21 protein-coding genes are annotated in these 22602 nt (G+C 71.9%); 9 read left to right on the top strand and 12 right to left on the bottom strand.

The window, feature by feature from the left end; genetic code table 11:
* Positions 1 to 2 precede the first annotated feature (2 nt).
* A complete protein-coding gene (locus B0I33_RS07045; RefSeq protein WP_106177768.1) occupies positions 3 to 377 on the bottom strand; it encodes a DUF3499 domain-containing protein in 375 nt (124 codons plus the stop codon).
* 101 nt (positions 378 to 478) lie between these two features.
* Between B0I33_RS07045 and B0I33_RS07040 the strand changes: the two genes are divergently transcribed.
* Positions 479 to 940, top strand: coding sequence for a metallopeptidase family protein (locus B0I33_RS07040; protein ID WP_106177767.1), 462 nt, complete (start codon positions 479 to 481; stop codon positions 938 to 940).
* 130 nt (positions 941 to 1070) lie between these two features.
* Here the strand turns inward: B0I33_RS07040 and B0I33_RS07035 are convergent, their stop codons facing one another.
* Entirely contained in the window at positions 1071 to 4388 is a 3318-nt protein-coding gene (locus B0I33_RS07035; RefSeq protein WP_106177766.1) for a glycosyltransferase family 2 protein, read from the bottom strand.
* Positions 4389 to 4514: 126 nt separating this feature from the next.
* On the bottom strand, positions 4515 to 4796 hold the full coding sequence (locus B0I33_RS07030; protein ID WP_425440459.1) for a WhiB family transcriptional regulator: 282 nt from the start codon (positions 4794 to 4796) through the stop codon (positions 4515 to 4517).
* A 290-nt stretch (positions 4797 to 5086) separates the two neighbouring features.
* Between B0I33_RS07030 and B0I33_RS07025 the strand changes: the two genes are divergently transcribed.
* Complete coding sequence (locus tag B0I33_RS07025; RefSeq protein WP_106177764.1) at positions 5087 to 5860, top strand: site-2 protease family protein; 774 nt, start codon at positions 5087 to 5089, stop codon at positions 5858 to 5860.
* A 6-nt stretch (positions 5861 to 5866) separates the two neighbouring features.
* Here B0I33_RS07025 and B0I33_RS07020 read toward each other — a convergent pair whose 3' ends face one another.
* Genes B0I33_RS07020 through mshB form a run of 3 tightly spaced genes read right to left on the bottom strand, consistent with a single transcriptional unit; the run spans position 5867 to position 7895 of the window.
* Positions 5867 to 6673 carry a hypothetical protein gene (locus B0I33_RS07020; RefSeq protein WP_106177763.1) on the bottom strand — a complete coding sequence of 269 codons (807 nt, stop codon included), beginning with the start codon at positions 6671 to 6673 and terminating at the stop codon, positions 5867 to 5869.
* A gap of 2 nt (positions 6674 to 6675) precedes the next feature.
* Positions 6676 to 7077, bottom strand: a complete 402-nt coding sequence (locus B0I33_RS07015; RefSeq protein WP_106177762.1) for a hypothetical protein — start codon at positions 7075 to 7077, stop codon at positions 6676 to 6678.
* Positions 7074 to 7895 (bottom strand): N-acetyl-1-D-myo-inositol-2-amino-2-deoxy-alpha-D-glucopyranoside deacetylase, encoded by an 822-nt coding sequence (gene mshB, locus B0I33_RS07010; protein WP_106178223.1) that lies wholly within the window; start codon positions 7893 to 7895, stop codon positions 7074 to 7076. Before mshB ends, B0I33_RS07015 begins: the two co-directional genes overlap by 4 nt.
* A gap of 448 nt (positions 7896 to 8343) precedes the next feature.
* Between mshB and B0I33_RS07005 the strand changes: the two genes are divergently transcribed.
* The 5 genes from B0I33_RS07005 to B0I33_RS06985 all read left to right on the top strand — a co-directional run bounded on the left by B0I33_RS07005 (position 8344) and on the right by B0I33_RS06985 (position 14347).
* The gene (locus B0I33_RS07005) at positions 8344 to 10089 is read left to right on the top strand and encodes an ABC transporter family substrate-binding protein (RefSeq protein ID WP_106177761.1); all 1746 of its coding nucleotides are present in this window, start codon (positions 8344 to 8346) and stop codon (positions 10087 to 10089) included.
* Between the two features lie 179 nt (positions 10090 to 10268).
* The gene (locus B0I33_RS07000) at positions 10269 to 11249 is read left to right on the top strand and encodes an ABC transporter permease (protein WP_106177760.1); all 981 of its coding nucleotides are present in this window, start codon (positions 10269 to 10271) and stop codon (positions 11247 to 11249) included.
* Positions 11242 to 12213 (top strand): ABC transporter permease, encoded by a 972-nt coding sequence (locus B0I33_RS06995; RefSeq protein ID WP_106177759.1) that lies wholly within the window; start codon positions 11242 to 11244, stop codon positions 12211 to 12213. The genes B0I33_RS07000 and B0I33_RS06995 overlap by 8 nt, the downstream gene beginning before the upstream one ends.
* Positions 12210 to 13298, top strand: a complete 1089-nt coding sequence (locus tag B0I33_RS06990) for an ABC transporter ATP-binding protein (RefSeq protein ID WP_106177758.1) — start codon at positions 12210 to 12212, stop codon at positions 13296 to 13298. The genes B0I33_RS06995 and B0I33_RS06990 overlap by 4 nt, the downstream gene beginning before the upstream one ends.
* Entirely contained in the window at positions 13295 to 14347 is a 1053-nt protein-coding gene (locus tag B0I33_RS06985; RefSeq protein ID WP_245900482.1) for an ABC transporter ATP-binding protein, read from the top strand. Before B0I33_RS06990 ends, B0I33_RS06985 begins: the two co-directional genes overlap by 4 nt.
* 66 nt (positions 14348 to 14413) lie before the next feature.
* Here the strand turns inward: B0I33_RS06985 and B0I33_RS06980 are convergent, their stop codons facing one another.
* Positions 14414 to 16165, bottom strand: coding sequence for an ABC transporter family substrate-binding protein (locus B0I33_RS06980; RefSeq protein WP_106177757.1), 1752 nt, complete (start codon positions 16163 to 16165; stop codon positions 14414 to 14416).
* Between the two features lie 138 nt (positions 16166 to 16303).
* Entirely contained in the window at positions 16304 to 18208 is a 1905-nt protein-coding gene (gene typA, locus B0I33_RS06975; protein WP_106177756.1) for a translational GTPase TypA, read from the bottom strand.
* Between the two features lie 168 nt (positions 18209 to 18376).
* Here typA and B0I33_RS29865 point away from each other — a divergent pair, with 168 nt between their 5' ends.
* Positions 18377 to 18535 carry a hypothetical protein gene (locus B0I33_RS29865; RefSeq protein WP_181193207.1) on the top strand — a complete coding sequence of 53 codons (159 nt, stop codon included), beginning with the start codon at positions 18377 to 18379 and terminating at the stop codon, positions 18533 to 18535.
* 84 nt (positions 18536 to 18619) lie between these two features.
* On the opposite strand, the gene B0I33_RS06970 is transcribed toward B0I33_RS29865, so the two are convergent.
* From B0I33_RS06970 to B0I33_RS06955, 4 genes are read right to left on the bottom strand one after another with little or no spacing between them, the layout of a single operon-like run.
* A complete protein-coding gene (locus tag B0I33_RS06970) occupies positions 18620 to 18919 on the bottom strand; it encodes a YciI family protein (RefSeq protein WP_106177755.1) in 300 nt (99 codons plus the stop codon).
* Positions 18920 to 18950: 31 nt separating this feature from the next.
* Positions 18951 to 19358, bottom strand: a complete 408-nt coding sequence (locus B0I33_RS06965; protein ID WP_106177754.1) for a (deoxy)nucleoside triphosphate pyrophosphohydrolase — start codon at positions 19356 to 19358, stop codon at positions 18951 to 18953.
* A 12-nt stretch (positions 19359 to 19370) separates the two neighbouring features.
* Positions 19371 to 20699: a sensor histidine kinase gene (locus tag B0I33_RS06960; protein WP_425440449.1), complete on the bottom strand. Its 1329-nt coding sequence runs from the start codon at positions 20697 to 20699 to the stop codon at positions 19371 to 19373.
* Positions 20696 to 21400 (bottom strand): response regulator transcription factor, encoded by a 705-nt coding sequence (locus B0I33_RS06955; protein WP_106177753.1) that lies wholly within the window; start codon positions 21398 to 21400, stop codon positions 20696 to 20698. Before B0I33_RS06955 ends, B0I33_RS06960 begins: the two co-directional genes overlap by 4 nt.
* 139 nt (positions 21401 to 21539) lie before the next feature.
* Here B0I33_RS06955 and B0I33_RS06950 point away from each other — a divergent pair, with 139 nt between their 5' ends.
* A complete protein-coding gene (locus tag B0I33_RS06950) occupies positions 21540 to 22595 on the top strand; it encodes a LolA family protein (RefSeq protein WP_106177752.1) in 1056 nt (351 codons plus the stop codon).
* Positions 22596 to 22602 lie beyond the last annotated feature (7 nt).

Below are 22602 nucleotides of genomic sequence, written 5' to 3'. Positions count from 1 at the left end.
GGCTATGCGTGGCCGGGCAGGACTCGCAGATGACCGCGCCGGCCCGACGTCCCGGACGGGCCCTCGGGCCGTTCGGGAGACCGCGGGTGCTGCTCGGACCGGCCGGAGCGGCCCGCCTCCCGCACCGCCTCGGCGAGGGCGGTCAGCTCGTCACTCGACGGTTCGGGCGCGGAGAAGCCGCCCTCGTGCCGGACGACCTCCCAGCCCTTCGGCGCGGTGAGCCGCAGCGCGTGCTCCTCGCACAGGTCGTAGGAGTGCGGTTCCGACGCCGTCGCGAGAGGTCCCACCACCGCGGTGGAGTCGCTGTAGGCGTAGGTCAGCGTGGCAACGGCGGGCTCGAGGCAGCCCGTCCGCGAACACTTCCGTACGCTCGGCACGGTTCGTCACGATAGCCGGTCCGCGCGCGGGTGGCGCGCAGGCGCACCGGCGACACACCGACGATGCGGTGAGCGGACCGCGTACCCTTCCCCACGTGGCAATGGCTCGTAGTTCGCGACAGCGACAGCGGCTGCGCCGGGACCGGCACGGCCGCGGACTGCGCGGGCCGCTGTACCCGGCGTCGCTGCCGGCGGCGTCGAGCCGGGCGGAGAAGTTCGACGCCCTCGTGCTGGACGCGCTCGAACCGATCGAGGCGCGCTGGCGGCACGAGCTGACCGAGCTGGACGTGGCCGTGGACGACGTGCCCGACGTCCGCAAGGAGATCCCTCCCGCCCAGGCCGACGGGGTGCTGCTCGACGGTGCGGTGCCGCTGTCCCGGCTGGTGCCCGCGGGCGTCGACCGGGCGGGCCTGCCCACACGGGCCCGCATCGTGCTGTACCGCCGTCCGCTGGAGGCCCGCGCGAAGGACCCCGGTGAGCTGGCCGACCTGGTGCACGACGTGCTGGTGGAGCAGATCGCGGGCTACCTCGGCGTGGAACCCGACATCATCGAGGGCGAGTAGCCGGCGGACCCGGTCAACGCCGCGGCCCCCGAAAGCTCCCCAATGTGGCATTCGTTGCGTCAGGCGCACCGAACGCCACATTGGGTGCGTCAGGCGCACCCAATGTGGCATTGGGGAGCTTCGGAGCGGGTCAGCGGCGGCGGCCGGGGATCGCGGTCAGCGCCGTGAACAGCACCGCCGCGACCTGCCCGAGGAGCAGCAGGCTGTACAGGGTCTGCGGGTACTCCACGATCACCTCGGACTGCCGCTCCGGCACCGACACCGCCACCTGGTGACCCCACGCGGGCACGATCGGCACCCGCTCGCCGTTGACGCTGGCCCGCCAGCCCGGCTCCTGCTCGGCCGCGAGCACGAGCAACCTGCCGGTGGGGCCGTCGGAGACGCGCACCCGCACGTCCGGCAGCCGCGCGTCGACCGGGACGACCGCGGTGCCGCCCATCAGCTCACCCGACGGCGCCTGCCCGCTCACCGCGCGCCGTGCCTGCTGCGGGGAGACGAGGGTGACCTGCCCGCTCACCGGGTCGAGCCGGAGCACCCGCCTGCCGTCGCTGGTCGGGGGCGCGTCGCTGACGAGGTCGGACGCGGCCTGCCGCAACGCCTCGGCGTCCTCACCCGGCGGGAGGACCACGAAGAGCACGCCCGCGGCCGCCGCCGACGTCACGGCCTCGCGGGAGCCCGCGAGCAGGTCCTGCTCCCAACCCGCGAGGCGCTGGGCGGTCCCCTCGACGGGCACGATCGCGTCGTCGCCGTACCGCGGCAGCCTCCCTCCGACCTGCCGCACCGGCTCCCCGGGCGTGGACAGCACGAGCACGGCGCGGCCGGTATCGACGAGTTCGGCGCGCAGTGAGGGCGCCAGCGACCAGCCGCCGCCGGCACGCACCGGACCCTGCCCGGCCGCGACCACCCCGCCCACGGCGAGAGCCACCAGCACGAGCGCGCCACCGGCGAGGCCCAGCCGCCCCAGCACCGGCGGCACCGGCCGCCCGCCGGGCAGCGCGGCGCCGAGCACCGCTCCGATCAGCCCGGCCCCGGCGACCAGCAACGGGATCCCGGCGAACCCGGGCTCGTCGGCGCCGCCCGGCACCGGCTCGATCTCCACGAAACGGGCCGCGACCGCGCCCGCGAGCCCCAGCGCGGCCACCGCCAGGCCGGGGACGACGCGCGCCGTCGGCCGGGCCACCACGGCGACGACCACGGCCGCGACCACGGCGATACCGGTGGGCAGGCCGCCGGGGCCGCCCGGGTCGAGCCCCGCGAGGTCCGCGGCGCCTGGCCCCCCGGCCGACGCTCCGTCGACGCCGTGCAGCAGCAGCGCCGGATGGGTCAGCAGCGTGGGCAGCCAGGGCAGGAGCAGCAGCGGCGGCAGCAGCACCACGATCGCCACCGACGCGACGCGACGGCCGAGCCCGCCCACCGGCGGCAGCACGACGAAGCCGACCGCGAGGCCGAGCAGGGCGAGCCCGACGAGCGGCGGGGCGAACGCGCCGAGCACGGCGAGCGCGAGGGCGGTCAGCACCGACACGCTCAGCCAGCGGGCGTCGGCCCTGGTCAGCACGGCGACCAGCCCGGCGAGCAGCGCGGGCAGCAGGATGTGCGCCACGACCACGCCGAGCCTGCCCTGCGCGGCCGCGGCGGCGCCGGCGGGCAGCAGTGCGTAGGCCGTCGCCGCACCCGCGCGGATCCAGCGGTTGAGCCGCAGCCGCCGGGTCGCGGCGTACGCGACGAGGGCGGCCAGCGGGATCTGCCCGATCAGCAGGATCGCGACGAGCGCGGCGGGCCCGCCGGCCGGCGCGAGTGGCGCGCCGAGCACCCCCAGCACCGCGAGCGCGGCGGGGGCGGCACTGCCGGTGCCCCCGCCGACCGGGTGCCAGCCCTGCAGGTACGTGGTCCAGACCTGGCCGAGGTCACCGACGGGCAGCAGCCGCCCGCCCGCGAGGTCCAGCCCCAGCCGCGCGCGGTTGACCAGCAGCGCGAGTCCGGTGAGTGCCACCAGCAGCACGGCGGGCGGGGACAGCACGGTGGCCGCGAGGATGCGGCGGCGGTTCACCTCGACGAAGAGCAGCCCACCCGCCGCGGCCGCCTCCGCGCCGGGTGAGGGCCGCGGCCGTGCGGCCGCGGCATCGGCGCCGGACTCGGCGCCGGGTTCGCCCGGCTCGGCTACCGGCGTGTCCCCGGCCCGGTCGGGCACGGTCACCGCGACGACGGAACCCGGGCGGCGCAGCCCGGTTCCGCGGGAGCGGAGCGCCCGCAGCGCACCGGCGGGCAGCGCCTCCGGTCCCACCGGCCGAGGGCGTTCGGCCCGCTCCTCCGGCGGGATCCACGCGGTCTCGTCCGCCGCCTGCTCGGGCAGCCTGCCGAGCGCGGCATCGCTCTCGACCCGCTTGCGCACCAACCGGACCACGCCACCGTGGAAGGCCCCGCGCACCCGGTTCAGCCTGCTGGTGAACAACCCCCGTGGCGCGCCGTGGTGCGGCCGCGCCGCCCGCGCCGCCCGCACCCCCTCCGCGCCACGCAGCAGGAAACCGGCGGCTCCGAACTCGGCCGCCGCCCGCGTCCCGTCGCGCAGCAGCGCGAATCCGAGCCCGCGCAGCACGCACAGCACCACGAGCCGGGGCAGTCCCAGCAGGAAGGAGCCGGTCGAGCAGTTCGCGAGGAACGTGCGCAAACCGTAGCGGCGGTCCGCGGCGGCGACGGAGCCGGTGACCGCGTCGGCACCGCGCCTGCCGGTGCCGACGGCACGCACGTGCCGCAGCCGCGCGAGCGGAACGCACAGCACGACCCGGCCTGCCGCGTTGAGCCGCCAGCCGAGGTCGATGTCCTCCCGCAGCAGCGCGATCGCGGGGTCGAAGCCCCCGGACTCCGCCCAGGCGGCGCGGTCGATCAGTGCCCCCGCGCTGGGCACCGCGAGCACCTCGGTGCTCTGCGAAGGCGACTCCTGCTCACCGAGCCTGCGGGGCACGGCGTGCTGCCGGTGCCCCGAGGCGTCGGTGGACAGCCCCGCCTCGACGATGAGCCGCGGGTCGGCCCAGTCCACCGCGAGCGGCCCGAGCATCGCCGCGGACGGCGACGTCTCCGCCGCCCGCAGCAGGAGGTCGAGGCAGTCGGGCTCCGGCGCGGAGTCGTCGTGCAGCAACCAGATCCAGGCCCCGGGGTCGCCCCAGCGGTCCTGGGCCCTGTCGACGGCGGCGGCGACGGCCTCGGGGAAACCGGTGTCCCCCGGCAGGGTCAGCACCCCGTCGAGTACCGGGCCGGACTCGAACGTGCCCGGCTCGGCCGCCTCGGCGAGCAGCGCGGGGGTGCGGTCCGTCGAGCCGGTGTCCACCGCGAGCACGTGCCGCGGCCGGATCGTGCTGCGCCGCAGCGCGGACAGCACGAGCGGCAGCCAGCTTTCCCCGTTGTGACAGACGAGAACGGCGAGCACCGGCGCGGTGCGTGCCGGTGGCGGCATGGGTGTCCGGGGCAACAACCCTCCGTGGAGTCAAGGTGATCTGGGTTCGATCACCTTAACGACGGCCTGAACCGGAGGTTCCACGCCGGCACGGTGTGGCTCGGGCGCGACACGCCCGGGCCGCGGTCACACCGCGCGCTTCTTGAGTTTGCGCCGCTCCCGCTCCGACAGTCCCCCCCAGATGCCGAACCGCTCGTCGTGCGCCAGCGCGTACTCGAGACAGTCGGCCCGGACCTCGCAGCCCTGACAGATCCGCTTGGCCTCCCGGGTCGAGCCCCCCTTCTCCGGGAAGAACGCCTCCGGATCCGTCTGCGCGCACAGGGCGCGCTCCTGCCACTCCTGTTCCTCGGACACGTCGAACAGTTCGGTGAGAACCCCCAGCTCCTCCTCCGGGTGTCCCCAATCCATGACGTGCCCCCGTTCCCTTCCGCTAGTGTCTAACCGCACGTCCGCCTCCTCGCTTCCACGCACTCCCAGGCTGGCGGTGATCGGATGGGCACTCGCCGCTCCCCTTGCCAGGCGGCGAATGACATCAATGTGATTACACCCGTGTAGTGCGGCCAGGTCAAGCGGAGTCGCGTGTTCGGGGGATACTCGCGCGGCGTTTCGCAAGCGGACACGCCGATACGGGACGCGAGTCTTTCACCTCGTTCTCACCCCGGGCGAGGTTCTCAGCGGGACTGCGCCAGACTTGGGCCGTGCAACGATCAGCCGTGCGCCCGAGTCCGCTGTTCTTCCTCATCCTCGCGGTCACCGTCGCGGGTGGACTGCTCGCCGCGTTCGTCGACCCGGTCACGCAGACCTTCGAGCGGAGCCCGCTGGGCACGCTGGGGGTGTTCGTCCTGGTCATCGGCGGCTGGGCACTGTCGCTGACCCTGCACGAGTTCGGGCACGCCGTGGTGGCCTACCGGGGCGGCGACCACGAGGTCGCGGCCAAGGGCTACCTGACGATGGACATCCGGCGCTACACCGACCCGGTGCTGTCGCTCGTGCTCCCGCTGATCATCCTCGCCATCGGCGGCATCCCGCTGCCCGGCGGGGCGGTGTGGATCAACCGCGGGGCGCTGCGCTCCCGCTCCGTGTCCTCCTGGGTGTCGCTGGCCGGACCGCTGAGCAATCTGGCGATCGGGATCGTGCTCACGATGGTCGTGGCGTTCGTGTCGATGCCGGTCGGGCTGCTCGTGGGGCTGTCCTACCTGGCGTCGCTGCAGATCCTGGCCTTCGTGATCAACATCCTGCCGGTGCCCGGCCTGGACGGCTACGGCGCGCTCGAGCCGTACCTGTCGCCGCAGGCCAGGGAGTTCGGCATGAAGGCCCGGCCGTGGGCGCCGCTGGTCCTGTTCGCGCTCATCATCGCCGTCCCCGGGTTCGCACAGATCCTCTGGGACCTCACCGACACGGTGTTCGGCGCCGTCGGCGGCAACGAGACCGCGGCCGACCTCGGCCAGGCCGTGTTCATGTTCTGGCGCTGACCGGGCTCACGGGGAGGCGGCGGCCTGCTCGGCGAACCAGCGGTCCGCCCGCCGGGCGACCCGCTTGAGCGCGGACCGCTCGCCGAGGTAGTCGCCGACCATGCCGACCACCGGCAGCATCCCGAGCGCGCGGTGGTACAGCCGTCCCGTCGGCCGCTTCTCCAGCTCGTCGGTGACGGAGAGCAGCGAGCGGCCCAGCCGCCACAGCGTGCGCCCGAACGCCTTCAGCGTCACCCTGCCGTGCCTGCGCGAGGACGCGGAGAGCTCCTCGGTGAGCCGCTCGGTCTCCGCGTCCTCCGCCGCGGCGTCCACCGCGCCCGTCCGGCCCGACGCGACCTCGGGGTCGATGTCCCGTTCGAAGAGCACCCACGCCAGCAGCCGGACCCGGTCACCGACCTCGGTGACGCCGCGCTCGCCCGCGAGCGCGCACAGCACGAGGCCCTGGGACGCCGCGCCGAGCGTGTCCTGAAGGGGCAGCCGGTCGGCGAGCGCGCCGCCGAGCCCGGGGATCGCCGTCACGAGGGAGGTGACCCGGCCGACCCGGCCGACCCACCACTCGGCGCGCTCGGCGGGCGCCATCCCGGCCCAGGCCGCGGTACCGGGCACCTTCATCCGGGACAGGCCGTCGAGCACCCGGTCCCGCAGCCGCGGCTCGACCTTGGCGAGCACGTCGCCGTCACCGTCGCCGCCTGCCGCCCTGGCCACCAGCCCGAGCGGGTCGGCGTGCCGGAGCGCGTCGAGCGTCGGCCCGGTGGCCCGGACGAACGGCCGCAGCACGGCGGCGACCTGCCGGTCGCTGATCGGCTCCGCCATCCCTACCTCGCTTCCACCTTCAGCCGGGCGAGTGACCGGCCCAGCAGGAACGCCGCCGGGAGCGCGCCGCCGAGCAGCAGGGCGAGCGTCCGCCAGTCACCGACGAGCAACAGGTCACCGCCCGGGCCCAGGATGCTCATCACGAGCAGTGTGCCGAGCCAGCCGAGCAACGGCACGAGGGCCAGCCGCGAGCGCACGAGCCTGGCCGCGGTCGTCACCAGCAACGGCGTGGTGACGAGGGCGAGGAGGACGCTCAGCGGCAGCATGACGTCGCCCGCCCGGGGGAGTACGTGCCCGTCCAGCCGCAGCGGCAGGAACAGCAGTTCCAGCACCGCGAGCAGCACGGCGTCCACGGTGAGCAGCGCGAGCAGCGCCCAGTCAGCGCCCCGGACCGGTGTGCTCACGGCGCGAGCCCTCCGAACAAATCGTGCTCGGCGCCCTCGGCCGGGCCGTGGGCGAGCACGAAGAACTCGGCGTCGGGCACGGGCTGGGCGATGCCGTTGGACAGTGCGAAGCACGGCTCGGCGCTGGCCGGAACCTGGACCTGCGTGGCGTGCGCGCGCAGGGCGGCGAGCTTGGCCTCGCGGTGACCGGCGATGTCGATCACCGTGGTGATCTCCCGGTCGGCGGTGGTGGGCAGCTCGTCGTCGGCGGGCACGCGGAACGGCACGTCGCGGGCACCGCGCAGCCGTTCCAGCCCGCGCGCGGTGGCTCCGGCCGAGGCGACCACGTGGAAGATCCGGCGCACCGAACCGGCGGTGCCGGCGGCGGCCATGGTGACGTCGTGGGCGCGGATGTGGTCGGGGTGGCCGTATCCGCCGGACTCGTCGTAGGTCACGACCACCTGGGGCCGCACCCGGTCGAGCAGTGTCCGCAGCTGCCGGACCTGCTCGTCGACCGATCCCCGGACGAACGCGCGCGGGTGCTCGGCCGACGGCGTGCCCGCCATGCCGGAGTCGCGCCAGCGTCCGATACCCCCGAGGTAGTGATGAGCGGTCCAGCCGAGGGCCGCGCCCGCGTCCGCCAGTTCCCCGGCCCGGTAACCACCGAGCTGGTCACCGGCCCAGGAGCCGAGCTGATCGAGATCCGGTGGAATGATCTCGCCTTCCTCACCGAGCGTGCACGTGACGACGGTGACCTCCGCGCCCTCGGCGGCGTACCTGGCGATGGTGCCGCCGGTCGTGATGCTCTCGTCGTCGGGGTGCGCGTGCACCAGCAGCAACCCGCGCCCGTTGCGCCGCTCCGGAGTGCTCACGGAGTCACCCTAGATTCCCGCTGGTGAGGGGCTTGCGCCGGGTCGATGCGCCCGAACGGAGGACACCGAATGTTACCAATCGGTATTCAGTTCCTTCGACGTGTCCACATATCGGGACAACTCAGATATTCTCCCCGCGTTATGCCAAGCGCCATGTCGAGGTCGTGGAGAGGCAACCGGTGAGGAAGAGCCCAACAGTCACGCTCCACAGTCAAGGGTATGCTTTGCTTCACTCTTTCGGAGTAAGTACTGAGGTGTCACCGTTGCATCACGATCGCTCTCTGATACGAGCCTTGTGGCCGTGACGCTGCTTAGCGTGCACGCTAACGGCCAGCGGGCTCGATCACATCGGTCGCTTGCCGTCCCTAGGGGAGAGATCGCCTCGAATCCCGACGGCGTCCAGCAAGGAGAATCAATGTTAACGAGCAAGTCACGCGTGGTCCGGTCGGCCGCGCTCATCGCTGGGGCCGCTCTGGCCCTGTCCGCGTGCGGCGGCGGAGGCGGCGACGGGGAGGGCCAGACCGGCCAGATCTTCGCCGACTGCGACACGAACCCCAACGAGTGCAACTCCGTGCCGGCGGACCAGCTGCAGGACGGCGGTGAGGTCACGTTCGCGATGGAGAAGAACATCGAGAACTGGAACATCACCTCGGCCGAGGGCAACGTGCTGGACAGCGCCATGGCGATCAAGACGGTGCTGCCGTACACCTTCTACACCAAGCCCGACCTGAGCGTCGCCATGAACGAGGACCTGCTCGAGTCCGCCGAGATGGTCAGCGAGGACCCGCAGGTCATCGAGTACAAGATCAAGCAGGACGCCGCCTGGTCGGACGGCACGCCGATCAGCGCCGAGGACTTCATCTACAACTGGAAGGTCCAGAACGGCACGGACTGCCCGGACTGCGCGCCCGCCTCCACCGCCGGGTACGACCAGGTCAAGTCGGTCGAGGGCTCGGACAACGGCAAGACGGTGACGGTGACGTTCACGAAGCCGTTCACCGACTGGCAGAAGATGTGGGGCTCCGGCGAGCCGATGTACCCGGCGCACATCGCCGCCGAGCACGGGGACATCAACACCCCGAAGGGCCTGGCGTCGTCGTACGAGTGGCTCGGCAAGAACGTGCCGGACTACTCGGGCAACGCGTTCAAGATCGACAAGTGGGAGAACAACGTCGCCCTGACGCTCGTGCCGAACGAGAACTACTGGGGCGACAAGCCCAACCTCGGCCGGGTCGTCTTCCGGGTGATCACGGACGCCGCACAGGAGCCGACCGCGCTGCAGAACGGCGAGGTCAACGTGATCTACCCGCAGCCGCAGGTGGACCTCGTCAACCAGATCAAGAACATCCCGAACGTGTCCTCGCACATCGGCCTCGGCCTGACGTGGGAGCACTTCGACTTCAACCTGGACAACAAGTTCCTCGCCGAGGAGCCGCTGCGTGACGCGCTGTTCACCGCGGTCGACCGGCAGGGTCTGATCGACAAGACCGTCGGCCAGTTCACCGACAAGGTGAAGCCGCTCAACAGCCACAACTTCGTGCCGCAGCAGGACGGCTACCAGGACGTGGTGAGCGAGTTCGGCCACGGCACCGGTGACGTCGAGGCGGCCAAGAAGATCCTCACCGACGCGGGTTACACCCTGAAGGGCGACCAGCTGGTCGACCCGGACGGCACGGCGATCCCGGCGATGCGGATCCGCTACACCACGGGCAACCAGATCCGCAAGGACCAGTGCGAGCTGTTCGCGCAGGCCGCCAGGGAGCTCGGCGTGAAGGTCAACGTGCAGCCGACCGACGACCTCGGTGGCACGCTGGTCGAGGGCGACTACGACATCATGGTGTTCGCCTGGGTCATGTCGCCGTTCCCCTACAGCGGCGGCATCCAGCTCTGGCACTCGGAGTCGGAGAGCAACTTCGGCGGCTACAAGAACGCCCAGGTCGACAAGCTGCTGACCGAGGCGGCGTCGGAGACCGACAAGCAGACCGCGAACCAGAAGCTGAACGAGGCCAACCGGATCATGGCGGAGGACGCCTACGTGCTGCCGCTGTACCAGAAGCCGACGTTCATCGCGGCCTACGACAACATCGGCAACATCCGCAACAACTCGACGCTGGACACCCCCACCTACAACATCGCGCAGTGGGGCCTGCGGGCGGAGTGACCCGGGCTGACCAGCCCACACTGATCAGCGGATAGACCGGGAGGGGCCACCGTCGCCGACGGTCGGCGACGGTGGCCCCGATCACGACCACACATCCACGGACGTACGCTGCCTGACGGGCGGTACCCGCCACGAGCGGCGACGCCGCACGTTGACCCGCACACAGCAGGAAGACCTCCATGCTCGCCTACGCACTGCGCCGATTGCTGATATCGGTGCCGATCCTCATCGCCTCGACGTTCATCGTCTTCATCGGCGGGGCGCTGACGGCCAACCCGCTCAACCAGCTGCAGGCACGAAACCCACCACCCCCGCCGCGCGTGCTCGAACTCGAGCGGCAGCGGCTGAACCTCGACGAGCCCCTGCTCGAGCGCTACTGGAACTGGCTCATCGGGCTCTTCCAGGGCGACTTCGGCCCCTCGGTGCACTCCAACCTGGACCTGGGTAGCGAGGTCATCGCCCGGTTCGGCGTCACCTTCCGGCTGATCTTCCTGGCGATGCTCATCGCGCTGATCCTCGCGATCATCGTCGGTGTCATCAGCGCGGTGAAGCAGTACACCAAGCTGGACTACACGTTCACCTTCTTCGGCTTCCTCTTCCTCGCGATGCCGTCGTTCTGGTTCGCGATCCTGCTCAAGGAAGCCGGCATCAGCTTCAACAACGCCGTCGGCGAGCAGGTGCTCTACACGATCGGCGACAGTTCCGTGTACGTCGCGGGGGGCGCGTGGGCGGAGTTCACCGACGTCCTCGGGCACATGGTGCTGCCCACCATCTCGCTGGCCCTGCTGTCCTTCGCGGCGTGGAGCCGGTTCCAGCGGGCCTCCATGCTGGAGGTGCTGAACAGCGACTACGTGCGGCTGGCCAGGGCGAAGGGGCTGCGGCGCGGCAAGGTGATGCGCAAGCACGCCCTGCGCACCGCGCTCATCCCGCTGACCACGGTCACCGCGCTCGACCTCGGCGCGATCATCTCCGGCGCCGTCGTCACCGAGAACGTCTACCAGTGGCGCGGCGCGGGCAGCTTCCTGCTCGAGTCCATCCGCAACGACGACGTCTACGCCATCCAGGCCTGGCTGCTGATCTCGGCGACGTTCATCATCCTGTTCAACCTGGTCGCCGACCTGCTGTACGGCGTGCTCGACCCGAGGATCCGCTATGCCTGACCACACCAAGAGCGACATCGACGCGACCGCCCCCGAGGTCCCGGAGACCAAGGGCACCGGCGAGGGCACCACCGTCGCCGGACCGTCCCGCACCGAACGGGAGTTCACGGTCGCCGAGCGGAGCCAGGCGCAACTGGTCATCCGGCGGTTCCTGCAGCACCGGCTGGCAGTGGGCAGCCTCATCGTGCTCCTCGCGGTGGTGCTGCTGGCCTTCGTCGGCGGCGCGCTGTGGAAGTACAACGTCGCCGACATCACCCCGGACGAGTCACAGCCGCCGTCCTGGGAGCACCCGTTCGGCACCGACGCGGTGGGGCATGACAGCTTCGCCCAGGTGCTGCGCGGCACCCAGATCTCGCTCGGGGTCGCGGTGCTGGTGGCGCTGATCGCCACGTTCGTCGGCACGATCTGGGGCGCGGTGGCCGGCTTCTACCGGGGCTGGCTCGACACCGTCCTCATGCGCATCGCCGACCTGGTGCTGACCCTGCCGCTGCTCGCGGTCGCCGCAGTGCTCGGAGACGTCGCGGGCGGTAGCTGGTGGCTGATCGCGTTCATCATCGGGGGCCTGTACTGGGCCTACGTCTCCCGTGTCGCGCGCGGCGTGGTGCTCTCGCTGCGGGAGAAGGAGTTCATCGAGGCGTCCAAGGCACTCGGCGCGAGCGACCTGCGGATCATCTTCAAGCACCTGGTGCCCAACGCGCTCGGCTCGGTGATCGTCAACGCCACGATCCTCGTGGCGATCGCGATCCTCATCGAGACCGCGCTGTCCTACCTGGGCTTCGGTGTCCGCCCGCCGGACACCTCGCTGGGCCTGCTGGTCAGCGACAACCAGACGGCGGTGTCGACCCGGCCGTGGCTGTTCTACTTCCCCGGCCTGTTCATCATCATCATCGCCCTCACGATCAACTTCATCGGGGACGGACTCCGCGACGCGTTCGACCCGCAGCAGAAGAAGGTACGCGCATGAGCACCACAGACCCCACTGCGACGACGGCCGATCCCGTCCTCGAGGTGGCGGACCTGAACGTGCAGTTTCCCACCGACGACGGGCTCGTCCAGGCCGTCCGCGGCGTCAACTACACCCTGCGCCGCGGCGAGGTGCTCGGCATCGTCGGGGAGTCCGGCTCCGGGAAGTCGGTGACCTCGCTGGCCGTGATGGGCCTGCTGCCGGGCACCGCCCGGATCTCCGGCTCGGTCCGCTTCCAGGGCAGGGAACTGCTGGAGTCGGACGACAAGGAACTGTCCAAGGTCCGGGGCAGGGGCATCTCCATGGTGTTCCAGGACCCGATGACCTCGCTCAACCCGGTCTACACCATCGGGGACCAGATCGCCGAGGCGATCATGGCGCACCACGACATCCGCAAGGACGCGGCCCGCAAGCAGGCCGTGGAACTGCTGGACCTGGTACGCATCCCGCACCCTGAGCAGCGGGCGAACGCCTACCCGCACGAGCTCTCCGGTGGCATGCGCCAGCGCGTCGTGATCGCGATCGCGATGGCCAACCGGCCCGACGTCATCATCGCCGACGAGCCGACGACCGCGCTGGACGTCACCGTCCAGGCCCAGATCCTGGAGGCGCTGCGGACCGCGCAGCAGGAGACGGGTGCGGCGATGATCCTCATCACCCACGACCTCGGCGTCATCGCCGGGCAGGCCGACCGCGTACTGGTCATGTACGCGGGCAAGGTGGTCGAGGCGGGCACCGCCGACGAGGTGTTCTACACGCCCCGGATGCCGTACACGCTCGGGTTGCTGGGCAGCCTGCCCCGGCTCGACGTGAAGACCGACCGGCTCACGCCGATCGCGGGCTCGCCGCCGTCCGTGGTGAACATGCCGCCGGGATGCCCGTTCAGCCCCCGGTGCCCGCTCGCCCAGGACATCTGCGAGACGGAGGAACCGGCGCTGGAACCCGGGCCGAACCCGGACCACCTGGGCGCGTGCCACTTCAGCTACCGCGTCGAGGGACACGAGCCGGGTGACCTGTTCAGCGAGCAGGCCGACGACGCGACGCCGCTGCCCGCGGGCACGAACGAAGGGGAGGCCCGCCGATGACCGAAACCGCGATGTCCCCTGTGCACTCGAAGCAGCACGGAACGCCGGTGCTCTCGGCGCGCAACGTGGTCAAGCACTTCCCGGTGCACAGCGGCGGCGTGCTGCGCCGCCGGATCGGCGAGATCCACGCCGTGTGCGACGTGTCGTTCGACATCTACCCGCACGAGACGCTCGGGCTCGTCGGTGAGTCGGGTTGCGGCAAGTCGACGACGGCGCGGGTGGTGCTCAACCTCCAGCCCGCGACCGGCGGCACGGTGGAGTTCGAGGGCAAGGACCTCGGCGAGCTGTCCAGCAAGGAGATGCGGCGGCTGCGGCGCAGCCTGCAGATCGTGTTCCAGGACCCGTACGCCTCCCTCGACCCGCGGCTGCCGGTGAACGAGATCGTGGCGGAACCGCTGCGCATCCACGGGCTGTACGAGAACGGCGGCAAGGACCGGGTGCGGGAGCTGCTGAAGACGGTGGGCCTCCGGCCGGAGCACGGGAACCGGTTCCCGCACGAGTTCTCCGGTGGCCAGCGGCAGCGCATCGGCATCGCCCGCGCGCTGGCGCTGGAGCCGAAGCTGCTGGTGCTGGACGAGCCGGTATCGGCGCTGGACGTGTCGATCCAGGCCGGCGTGCTGAACCTGCTGCAGGACCTGCAGGCCGAACTCGGGCTGTCGTACCTGTTCGTGTCCCACGACCTGTCGGTGGTGCGGCACATCGCCGACCGGATCGCCGTGATGTACCTGGGCAAGATCGTGGAGACGGCGCCGGCGGAGGAGCTGTTCCAGAACGCGGCCCACCCGTACACGCAGGCGCTGATCTCGGCGATCCCGGTGCCGGACCCGCGCAAGGAGCGCAGCAGGCAGCGCATCGTCATCACCGGCGACGTGCCCAGCCCGGCGAACCCGCCGAGCGGCTGCCGGTTCCGCACCCGCTGCCCGAAGTTCGCGAACCAGCTGACGGACGCGCAGCGGGAGAAGTGCAAGAACGAGGAGCCACAGCTGGTCGACCGCGGCCAGGGCCACCCCTCCGCCTGCCACTACGCGGAGTCCCTGCAGCTGATCTGACCACCAGCAGTGAATGGCACATTGCGTGCGTTGAACGCGGGCAATGTGCCATTCACTGTGTCCCGGCTAGCGGTTGCCGCGGGTCCAGTTGACGGCCGAGGAGAACGGGCCGGTCAGCGGGGCGCCGGGCGTCACACCGAGCACCCCGGAGCCGATCGCGAGGGTGTCGGCCAGCTGGAACAGCGGGATCGCCACGTTCTCCTGCCACAGCGCGGGCTCCAGCTCGGCGAGCACGGCGTCGGCCGGCCGCTCGCCGGTGAGCGCCGCCTCGATCTCCGGCTGCATCCCCTCGGCGCAGAAGGCGGCCGGGTTGGCCGGCGCCCGCGCGGTGTCCCCCGAGTTCCCGCCGTCCCCCGACTCGTCCTCGTCCCAGCCGGGACCGCAGCCGAACGCCGAGGCCAGGTTGGTCGCGGGATCGCCACCGGCGGACTGCGGCACCACCGCGATGTCGACCGGCACCGCGCCGTTCGACGAGCCCGCCCCGATCGTGCCGTCGCCGGTCACCGGCATCGCGAGCTGATCGGCGAACAGCTCCCTCGACGGCGGGTTGACGGTGTTCACCTCGATCCCCGCCGCCATCAGCTGCCTGGCGAGCACCTTGGCGATGCTCGCGTACGGCTCCCGCTGTCCTGGCGCGGCGATGACGAGCGACAGCGGCTCGCCCTCCCGCCGCCAGGTGCCCGCCTGGCGGGTGTAGCCGGCCTGCGCCAGCAGGCGCTCCGCGGCCCTGGCGGCGCGGTCCTTCGGCTTGGTGGCGGCGTAGCCGGCCGATGAGGGCGGCCGGACCTGCGCGTCGGCGCGCAGCCGCGCGGACGGCCCGCCCGCCGTGCCCTCGGCGATGAGCGCGTCGCGGTCGATGAGCGTGGCGACCGCGGCCCGCACCTGGTCGTCGGCCAGCGTGGGACTCGCCGGCCGCAACAGCACCTCGGCGGTCACCGGGCGGGCGACCGTGTGCAGCTGGACGTCCGCACCGAGGCTCTCCAGCAGCTTGTGTTCGGTTCCGTCCGTTGTGGACAGGGTGAACTGCGCCGTTCCCCCGCTCAGCGCACCGGCCATCGCGCTGCCGTCGATCCGGCGGAGCACGATCCGGTCCACGGCGGCGGGTTTCTCCCAGTAGCGCTCGTTGCGCTCCAGCACGATCTCGCCGCGCGCGTTGTCGAGCGTCTTGATCGCGAACGGACCACCGTAGGCGGGGAAGCTGTCGGCGAGGGCACCCTGCCAGCCGCCTGGCGCGTCCTTGAGCAGGTGCGAGGGCAGCAGGTTGTCGAACAGCGTCCGCCACGCGGGGTACGGCTCGGTGAACGTGACCTCCACACGCTTGCCGCCCTGCCCCGGTTCGATGCCGGAGATGAGCCGGTAGCCCGCGGGGTCGACCACGCCCGGCTGGTTCTTCATCGCGTCGGCGAGGTAGGCGAAGTCCTCCACCGCGATCGGCGCGCCGTCCGACCACGACGCGTCGGGCCGGATCTCGTAGGCGACCGTGAACGGGTCCTGCGAGATGACCGAGGCCGAGGTCATCAGGCTCTCGTCGAGTACGCGCTCACCCTCGTCACCGGGCCGGAACACCGAGGGCAGCAGCATCTGCGACAGCGCGGAGGTGATCGTGGACGTGTCCGCGAGGTTGTGCGGGTTGTAGCCACCGGCGATCTCGTCCACGCCGACGACGATCTGGGAGGCGGTCTCGTCCGGCTGCGGGGCGTCGGTCTCCGCGACCGGCGAGGTGACCACCGGCGGCGGCGGTGTGTTCGTGCAGCCCGCGACGGCGGTCACGAGCGCGAACAGCAACGCACCTGCCTTCGTCCTGCCACTCGTCCGCACGCCGCAGCCCCTCCAGTTCACCGGAAACCAGCCATCCTGCCACGCCCATCACGTGGCACCGAGACTGCCAGACCGGATGTCAAGCCCCGATAGTGGATCGGTACTCGTGGCGGGTGGCGGGCCCAAAGGCTCGGCGGCTCAGGCGTTGCGGTCCCTGCTCTTGGCGCGGGACCGCTCCTTCGCCCGCTGGCCGACGTCCAGCGTGATCTTGCGGACCCGCACGACGTCCGGGCCGACCTCCACGCACTCGTCCGGCGCGAGGAACTCGAGTGCCTCCTCGAGCCCGAGCTTGCGCGGCCGCGCGAGCCGTTCCAGCTCGTCCGCGGTCGACGAGCGCATGTTGGTGAGCTTCTTCTCCTTGGTGATGTTGACGTCGAGGTCCTCGGCCCTGGGGTTCTCGCCCACGACCATCCCCTCGTACACCTCCGCGCCCGGCTCGACGAAGAACGTGCCGCGGTCGGCCAGTTGCAGCATGGCGTAGGCGGTGACGGGACCCGACCGGTCGGCCACCAGGGAGCCGGTGTACCTGCTGCGGATCTCCCCCGCCCACGGGAAGTAGCCCTCGAAGACGTGGTTGGCGATGCCGGTGCCGCGGGTCTCGGTGAGGAAGTCGGTGCGGAACCCGATCAGCCCCCGCGAGGGCAGCACGTACTCCAGCTTGATGCGGCCGGTGCCGTGCCCGTCCATGTGCTCCATGCGCCCCTTGCGGGACGCCAGCAGCTGCGTGATGGCGCCCAGGTACTCCTCGGGCGCGTCGAGGTAGAGCCGTTCGAACGGCTCGTGCAGCTTGCCGTCGATCGTGCGGGTGACCACCTGCGGCTTGCCGACCGTGAGCTCGAAGCCCTCCCGGCGCATCTGCTCGACCAGGATGGCCAGCGCCAGCTCACCGCGGCCCTGCACCTCCCAGGTGTCGGGCCGGTCGGTGGGCAGCACGCGGACGCTCACGTTGCCCACCAGCTCCTGGTCGAGCCTGGCCTTGACCAGGCGGGCGGTGAGCTTGTCACCGCCGTTGCGGCCGGCCAGCGGTGAGGTGTTGACGCCGAACGTCATGGAGATCGCGGGCTCGTCGACGGTGATCCTGGGCAGCGCCTCGGGGACCTCGGGGTCGGCGAGCGTGTCGCCGATCGTGATGTCCGGGATGCCCGCGATCGCCACCAGGTCGCCCGCGCTCGCCTGCTGCGCTGGCACGCGGGTGAGCGCCTCGGTGACCAGCAGTTCGGACACGCGCACCTGCTGGACCGAGCCTCCCTCGCGCAGCCACGCGACCGTCTGACCCTTGCGCAGGGTGCCCGCGTGGATGCGGACCAGCGCGATCCGGCCGAGGAAGCTGGACGCGTCGAGGTTCGTGACCAGCGCCCGCAGCGGCGCCTCGGGGTCGGCCGTCGGCGGCGGCACGTGCCGCAGCAGCACTTCGAACAGCGGGTCCAGGTTCTCGCTGTCGGGGCGGCCGCCGTCCTCGGGCTGGGTGAGGCTCGCCCTGCCGTCCCTGGCGGCGGCGTACACCACGGGCAGGTCGAGTACCGCGTCGAGGTCGGCGCCCTCGATGTCGCCTGCCAGGTCGAGGAGCAGGTCGTGGGTCTCCTCCACGACCTCGGCGATGCGGGCGTCCGGCCGGTCGACCTTGTTCACCACGAGCACGACGGGCAGCTTGGCCTCGAGTGCCTTGCGGAGGACGAACCGGGTCTGCGGCAGCGGGCCCTCGCTGGCGTCGACCAGCAGCAGCACGCCGTCGACCATGGCGAGCCCGCGCTCGACCTCACCGCCGAAGTCGGCGTGGCCGGGGGTGTCGATCACGTTGATCGTCACCGGCCCCTCGGGCGTCACCCTGCGGATCGCGGTGTTCTTCGCGAGAATGGTGATGCCCTTCTCGCGCTCCAGCTCACCGGAGTCCATGACGCGGTCGACCAGCTCCGCGCGCTCGGCGAACGCGCCGGACTGGCGCAGCATCGCGTCGACGAGGGTCGTCTTGCCGTGGTCGACATGGGCGACGATCGCGACGTTGCGGAGGTCCGTGCGGACCTTCTCGGCGGCGGCTGTGGGCACGCGTCGGCTCCTGAAACGAAAAGAGGTTGGGGTGACCAGCGGCCCTGCGGCCGGACCCGGTCACTGTCCAGGATAACCGCGGCCGCGCTGTGTCCAGCGCCACACCTCGAAATAGGCTAGGCTCACCTAACCTGGAGCAGGCACCCGAGCCAGCGTGGAGCGTCAGACTTGAGCAAGAAACACGCGCATGATCCAAAGGCGATCGTCCGCAAACGGATCAAGGCCGGCAAGGTCAAGAAGAAGTGCTGCCAGTCGAAGCCGCGCTGCAAGAAGTGCCCGGTGCTCGCGCTGAAGAAGGCCAAGGCCGAGCTGGCCAAGGCCGCGTGAGAGCACCACCACACGCAACCCCACCTCGTGAGTGCTTTCCGTTGTTCTAACCACGTTTTTCACTCACGAGCGGTGACCAGGCATTCAGCGCGCGATGGCCTCGTTGACGGTGCGCAGTTCCGCCGCCGTCTTCGTGGCGGCGAACTCGACGACCTCGTAGTGGGCGAGGTGCTTGAGCGCCAGCGGGTCCGTCGCCAGGACCGCGTCCAGCTTGCCGCGCGCCATCGGCCGCGTGATGATCACCTCCCCGAGGTGGCGATCCCGCCTCCCGGACGCGAGGAAGTAGTCGTGCTCGAACTGCCTCGCGAGCCATTCCGCGTGGTCGGGCAGCTCGTAGTCGATCTCCGGCAACGGCGCGGTGTAGGTGAGCAGCACGATGTACATGAAATGACGGTAAACCCGCTGGTCGATCGCGTCATCCGGAGTCGGCGGCGGAAACCAGATCGAGCAGTGCGGGCACCAGTGCCCGGTCGGCGGGCAGCCAGTCGACGGCCGGGAGCTCGGCGGCCGCGAACCAGCGCACGGCGCGGTGCTCGACGGCCCTCGGCTCGGCGACCGGATCGGCCAGCGCGGCACCGAAGACCCGCAGCACCTTCCCGCCGGGCAGCGGAACGTCGGCGCCCACCCGGCCGAGCACGGCGACGGCGACCCCCAGCTCCTCCGCGCACTCGCGGCGCAGCGCGTCCGGCTCCGACTCCCCCGCCTCGACCCGGCCACCGGGCAGTTCCCAGCGGCCGGCCGCCTCGGCCGGGTAGGCGCGTTGCTGGGCGAGCAGCAGGCCGCCGCGGACGATCGCGGCGCCGACGACGACGGAAGGTTTCACGGGACGGCAACGCTACCCGTGGTGCCTGCGCCAGTTCACCTGGAACCGGGCGCCGCCCTCGGGCGACTCCCCGACGGTCACCCGGCCGCCCCGCCTGCGGACCGCCTCCGCGACCATCGCCAGCCCCAGCCCGGCCCCGCCGGAACTGCGTGCCCGGTCGTCCGAGACCCGGTAGAACCGGTCGAACACGTGCTCCCGGTGCTCGGCGGAGATGCCCGGCCCGTCGTCGTCGACGACCACCCGCACCCGGGACCGGGAGGCCAGCACCGAGAGCACGATCTCGGACTCGGCGTACCGGCAGGCGTTGCGCAGCAGGTTGTCGAGCACGAGCGCCACCTCGGCGGGCGCCGCGAGCGCCCACGCCGTCGGCACGGCGGCGTGCACCCGGACCGGCGGCGCACCCTCCGGCAGCCTGGCCACCGCGTCGCGGGCCTCGGTGACCACCTCGACGGGCTCGGCGGGCGGCAGCTCCCCCGCGTCGGAGCGGGCCAGCGCCAGCAGGCCGTCCAGCAGCGCCGACAGCCGCTCCGCCTCGTCGAGGATGTCGGTCAGCGTCTCCTGAGCCAGCTCGGGGTCCGGGTTGCTCACCGCCACCTCGGCCTGCACGCGGATCGACGCGACCGGCGAGCGCAGCTCGTGCGCCGCGTCCCCGGTGAACCGGCGCAGCCGCTCGCTCACCTCTTCCTGCCTGCGCAGCAGCGCGTTGAACTCCGCGGCGAGATCGCGCAGCTCGTCCCCCGCCTCGGGCAGCGGCAGGCGGCGCCCCGGCGGCAGTGCGCGCACCGAACGCCGCATCCGGTCGACCGGGAGCAGCGCCGAGCGGATGCCGAGCCAGGTCGCCAGCGTCGCGACGAGCGCGCCCACCAGTGCCACGAGCAGCAGCCAGCGGGAACCGTCCACCACGGCGGCGTGGAAGCCCACCAGCGGTGCCCCGACGGCGACCAGCCGCTGTGCTCCGTCCGGGGCCGTGACGACCTCGCCGAGCCACCGCCACTTCGGGTCGCCGGGGTCCGTGACGGGCAGACCCGCCTTGAGCTCGCCGACCTGCTCGCGGTCGAGCCCGGAGGGTGCGCCGCCGTCGACGGGCGTGCCCGCGGTGTCGAGTACGCGCACCGCGATGCCCCCGCGTTCCGGCGGCCCGGACCCTGAGCGCACCTGGTCGCCCGCGGTGGCGAGCACGGCCGTGAGCTCGTCGTCGACGGATTGGATGAGCAGCGGGCCGAGCGTCTTGCCCGCGAGACCGGCGAGCCCGAACAGCAGCGCCAGGGTGATCGTGGTGGCGATCATCGTGATCCGGAACCGCAGGCTGCGCCGCAGCCACCACCGGCGCGGCGGGATCACCCCGTGATCGCCTGGTCGAGTTCGGGGTCCGAGGCGACGTAGCCGTGCCCCCGGACGGTCCGCACGAACTCGCCCGCACCGACGGCCTCCAGCTTGCGCCGGACGTACCCCACGTACACCTCCACCACGTTGCGCGTGGCCGCCTGCGCGTCGCCCCACACCGCCTTGAGCAGCTCGTCCTTCGTGACGACCGTGCCCGCCCTGCCGACGAGCGCCTCCAGCAGCGCGAACTCGCGCGGGCTGAACGGCACGACGTCATCGTGCCACCGCACCTCCCGCGTCGACCGGTCGACCACCAGCTGCCCGATCCGCAGGGCGCCGCGGGCGGACTCCACCGACGACCGCCGGAGGACGGCCCGCACCTGCGCGACGAGCACCACGAACGAGAACGGCTTCACCAGGTACCCGTCCGCGCCGAGGTCGAGCCCGTCCGCCTGGTCGATCTCCCCGTCCTTCGCCGAGACGAGCAGCACCGGCGTCCGCACGTCCTTCGCCCGCAGGGCCTGCAGGACGCGGTAGCCGGACAGCCCCGGCAGCATGATGTCGAGCAGCAGCACGTCGAACGCGCCCGTCTCCGCCAGCCGCAGGGCGCTCGGACCGTCGGCGGCCGTCACGACGTCCATACCCTCCGCGCGCAGGCCACGCTGCAGCGCCTTGCGCACGCCGGGTTCGTCGTCGACGACCAGAACTCGCGGATTCACAGCTCTCAGAATGCCGCCTCCGGCGGATTCGCGCGGGAACTCTCAGCCGGTTCTCAGGCTCTCAGTCCGGTCTCAGGCCCGGTGCCGCAACCTCGGAGGCGGAACAAGGGGCACACTGGGATCGAACAGGGAGAGCACGATGAATCCGAAACGCAAGGCAGTGAGCATCGCGGCGGCGGGGACCGCGCTCGGCGTGGCGGGGCTCGCCGCGATCGCGGTGCCCGCGGGGGCGGGCGAGGCGCCCGAGCTGCCGCCGGTGAGCGCCGAGTCGCTGGTGGAGTCGGTCCTCCGCGCGGACGCACCCGCGCTGTCCGGCACGGTCGAGGTGGACAACGACCTCGGCCTGCCCGCGGTGCCGGGCGTACCGGCCCTCGACCTCGAGTCGGCGCGGGTGTACAGCGACGGCGAGGGCCGGTCGAGGCTGGCGCTGGAGGACGGGGCCAGCGAGCACACGATCGTGCTCGACGGGAACACCCTGTGGAACTACGACTCGGCGACCAACACCGTGACCAGGTCGCCGGTGGACCGGGCGCACGGCGAGCGGCCCCTGGGGCCGGAGGGCGAGCGCATGGCCGACCCGACGCGGCTGGCGGCGGAGTTCCTGCGGACGGTCCGGGAGAGCAGCACGGTGACGGTGGACGGCACGGCGCGGGTCGCCGACCGGGCGGTCTACGAGCTCGTGCTGACGCCCAAGCCGGCCGAGCGGACCCTGCTGCGGGAGGTCCGGGTCGCGGTGGACTCGGAGTCCCGCCTGCCGCTGCGGCTGTCGGTGCACACCAACGGCACCACGGAACCCGCGCTGCGGATCGGGTTCAGCGACATCGACTTCGGCGCCCAGCCCGCCGAACTGTTCCGGTTCACGCCGCCCGAGGGGGCGACGGTCGAGCAGGAGCAGCAGCCGCAGCGGGAGGACCACATGCGGGACGAGGTCGCGGGTGACGTCGTCGGCGAGGGCTGGGACGCCGTCTTCGTCGGTCAGCTCCCGGCCGGCCTGCTCGACCGGCAGGCGCCGGGCGAGCGCGGCGAGAACGTGCGCGGACTGCTCGGGCAGGTCGGCACGCCGGTGAGCGGCGAGTTCGGCTCGGGCCACGCGATCACCACCAAGGTGGGTACGGCGCTCGTCACCGACGACGGCCGGGTCGCGTTCGGCGCGGTGCCCCAGCAGGTGCTGACCGAGGCACTGGGCACCCGGTGAGCACGTC

It is taken from the genome of Prauserella shujinwangii, from assembly GCF_003001955.1.
In the GTDB taxonomy this organism is placed as follows: Bacteria; Actinomycetota; Actinomycetes; order Mycobacteriales; family Pseudonocardiaceae; genus Qaidamihabitans; species Qaidamihabitans shujinwangii.
Note: the sequence above shows the minus strand (reverse complement) of the source record. Positions and strands in the feature narration are given on the sequence as shown.

Coding starts and splice junctions, on each gene's coding strand:
- B0I33_RS07040 (WP_106177767.1), top strand. CDS start 479: ATGGCTCGTAGTTCGCGACAGCGACAGCGGCTGCGCCGGGACCGGCAC.
- B0I33_RS07035 (WP_106177766.1), bottom strand. CDS start 4,388: ATGCCGCCACCGGCACGCACCGCGCCGGTGCTCGCCGTTCTCGTCTGT.
- B0I33_RS07030 (WP_425440459.1), bottom strand. CDS start 4,796: ATGGATTGGGGACACCCGGAGGAGGAGCTGGGGGTTCTCACCGAACTG.
- B0I33_RS07020 (WP_106177763.1), bottom strand. CDS start 6,673: ATGGCGGAGCCGATCAGCGACCGGCAGGTCGCCGCCGTGCTGCGGCCG.
- B0I33_RS07005 (WP_106177761.1), top strand. CDS start 8,344: ATGTTAACGAGCAAGTCACGCGTGGTCCGGTCGGCCGCGCTCATCGCT.
- B0I33_RS07000 (WP_106177760.1), top strand. CDS start 10,269: ATGCTCGCCTACGCACTGCGCCGATTGCTGATATCGGTGCCGATCCTC.
- B0I33_RS06995 (WP_106177759.1), top strand. CDS start 11,242: ATGCCTGACCACACCAAGAGCGACATCGACGCGACCGCCCCCGAGGTC.
- B0I33_RS06990 (WP_106177758.1), top strand. CDS start 12,210: ATGAGCACCACAGACCCCACTGCGACGACGGCCGATCCCGTCCTCGAG.
- B0I33_RS06985 (WP_245900482.1), top strand. CDS start 13,295: ATGACCGAAACCGCGATGTCCCCTGTGCACTCGAAGCAGCACGGAACG.
- B0I33_RS06970 (WP_106177755.1), bottom strand. CDS start 18,919: ATGTACATCGTGCTGCTCACCTACACCGCGCCGTTGCCGGAGATCGAC.
- B0I33_RS06950 (WP_106177752.1), top strand. CDS start 21,540: ATGAATCCGAAACGCAAGGCAGTGAGCATCGCGGCGGCGGGGACCGCG.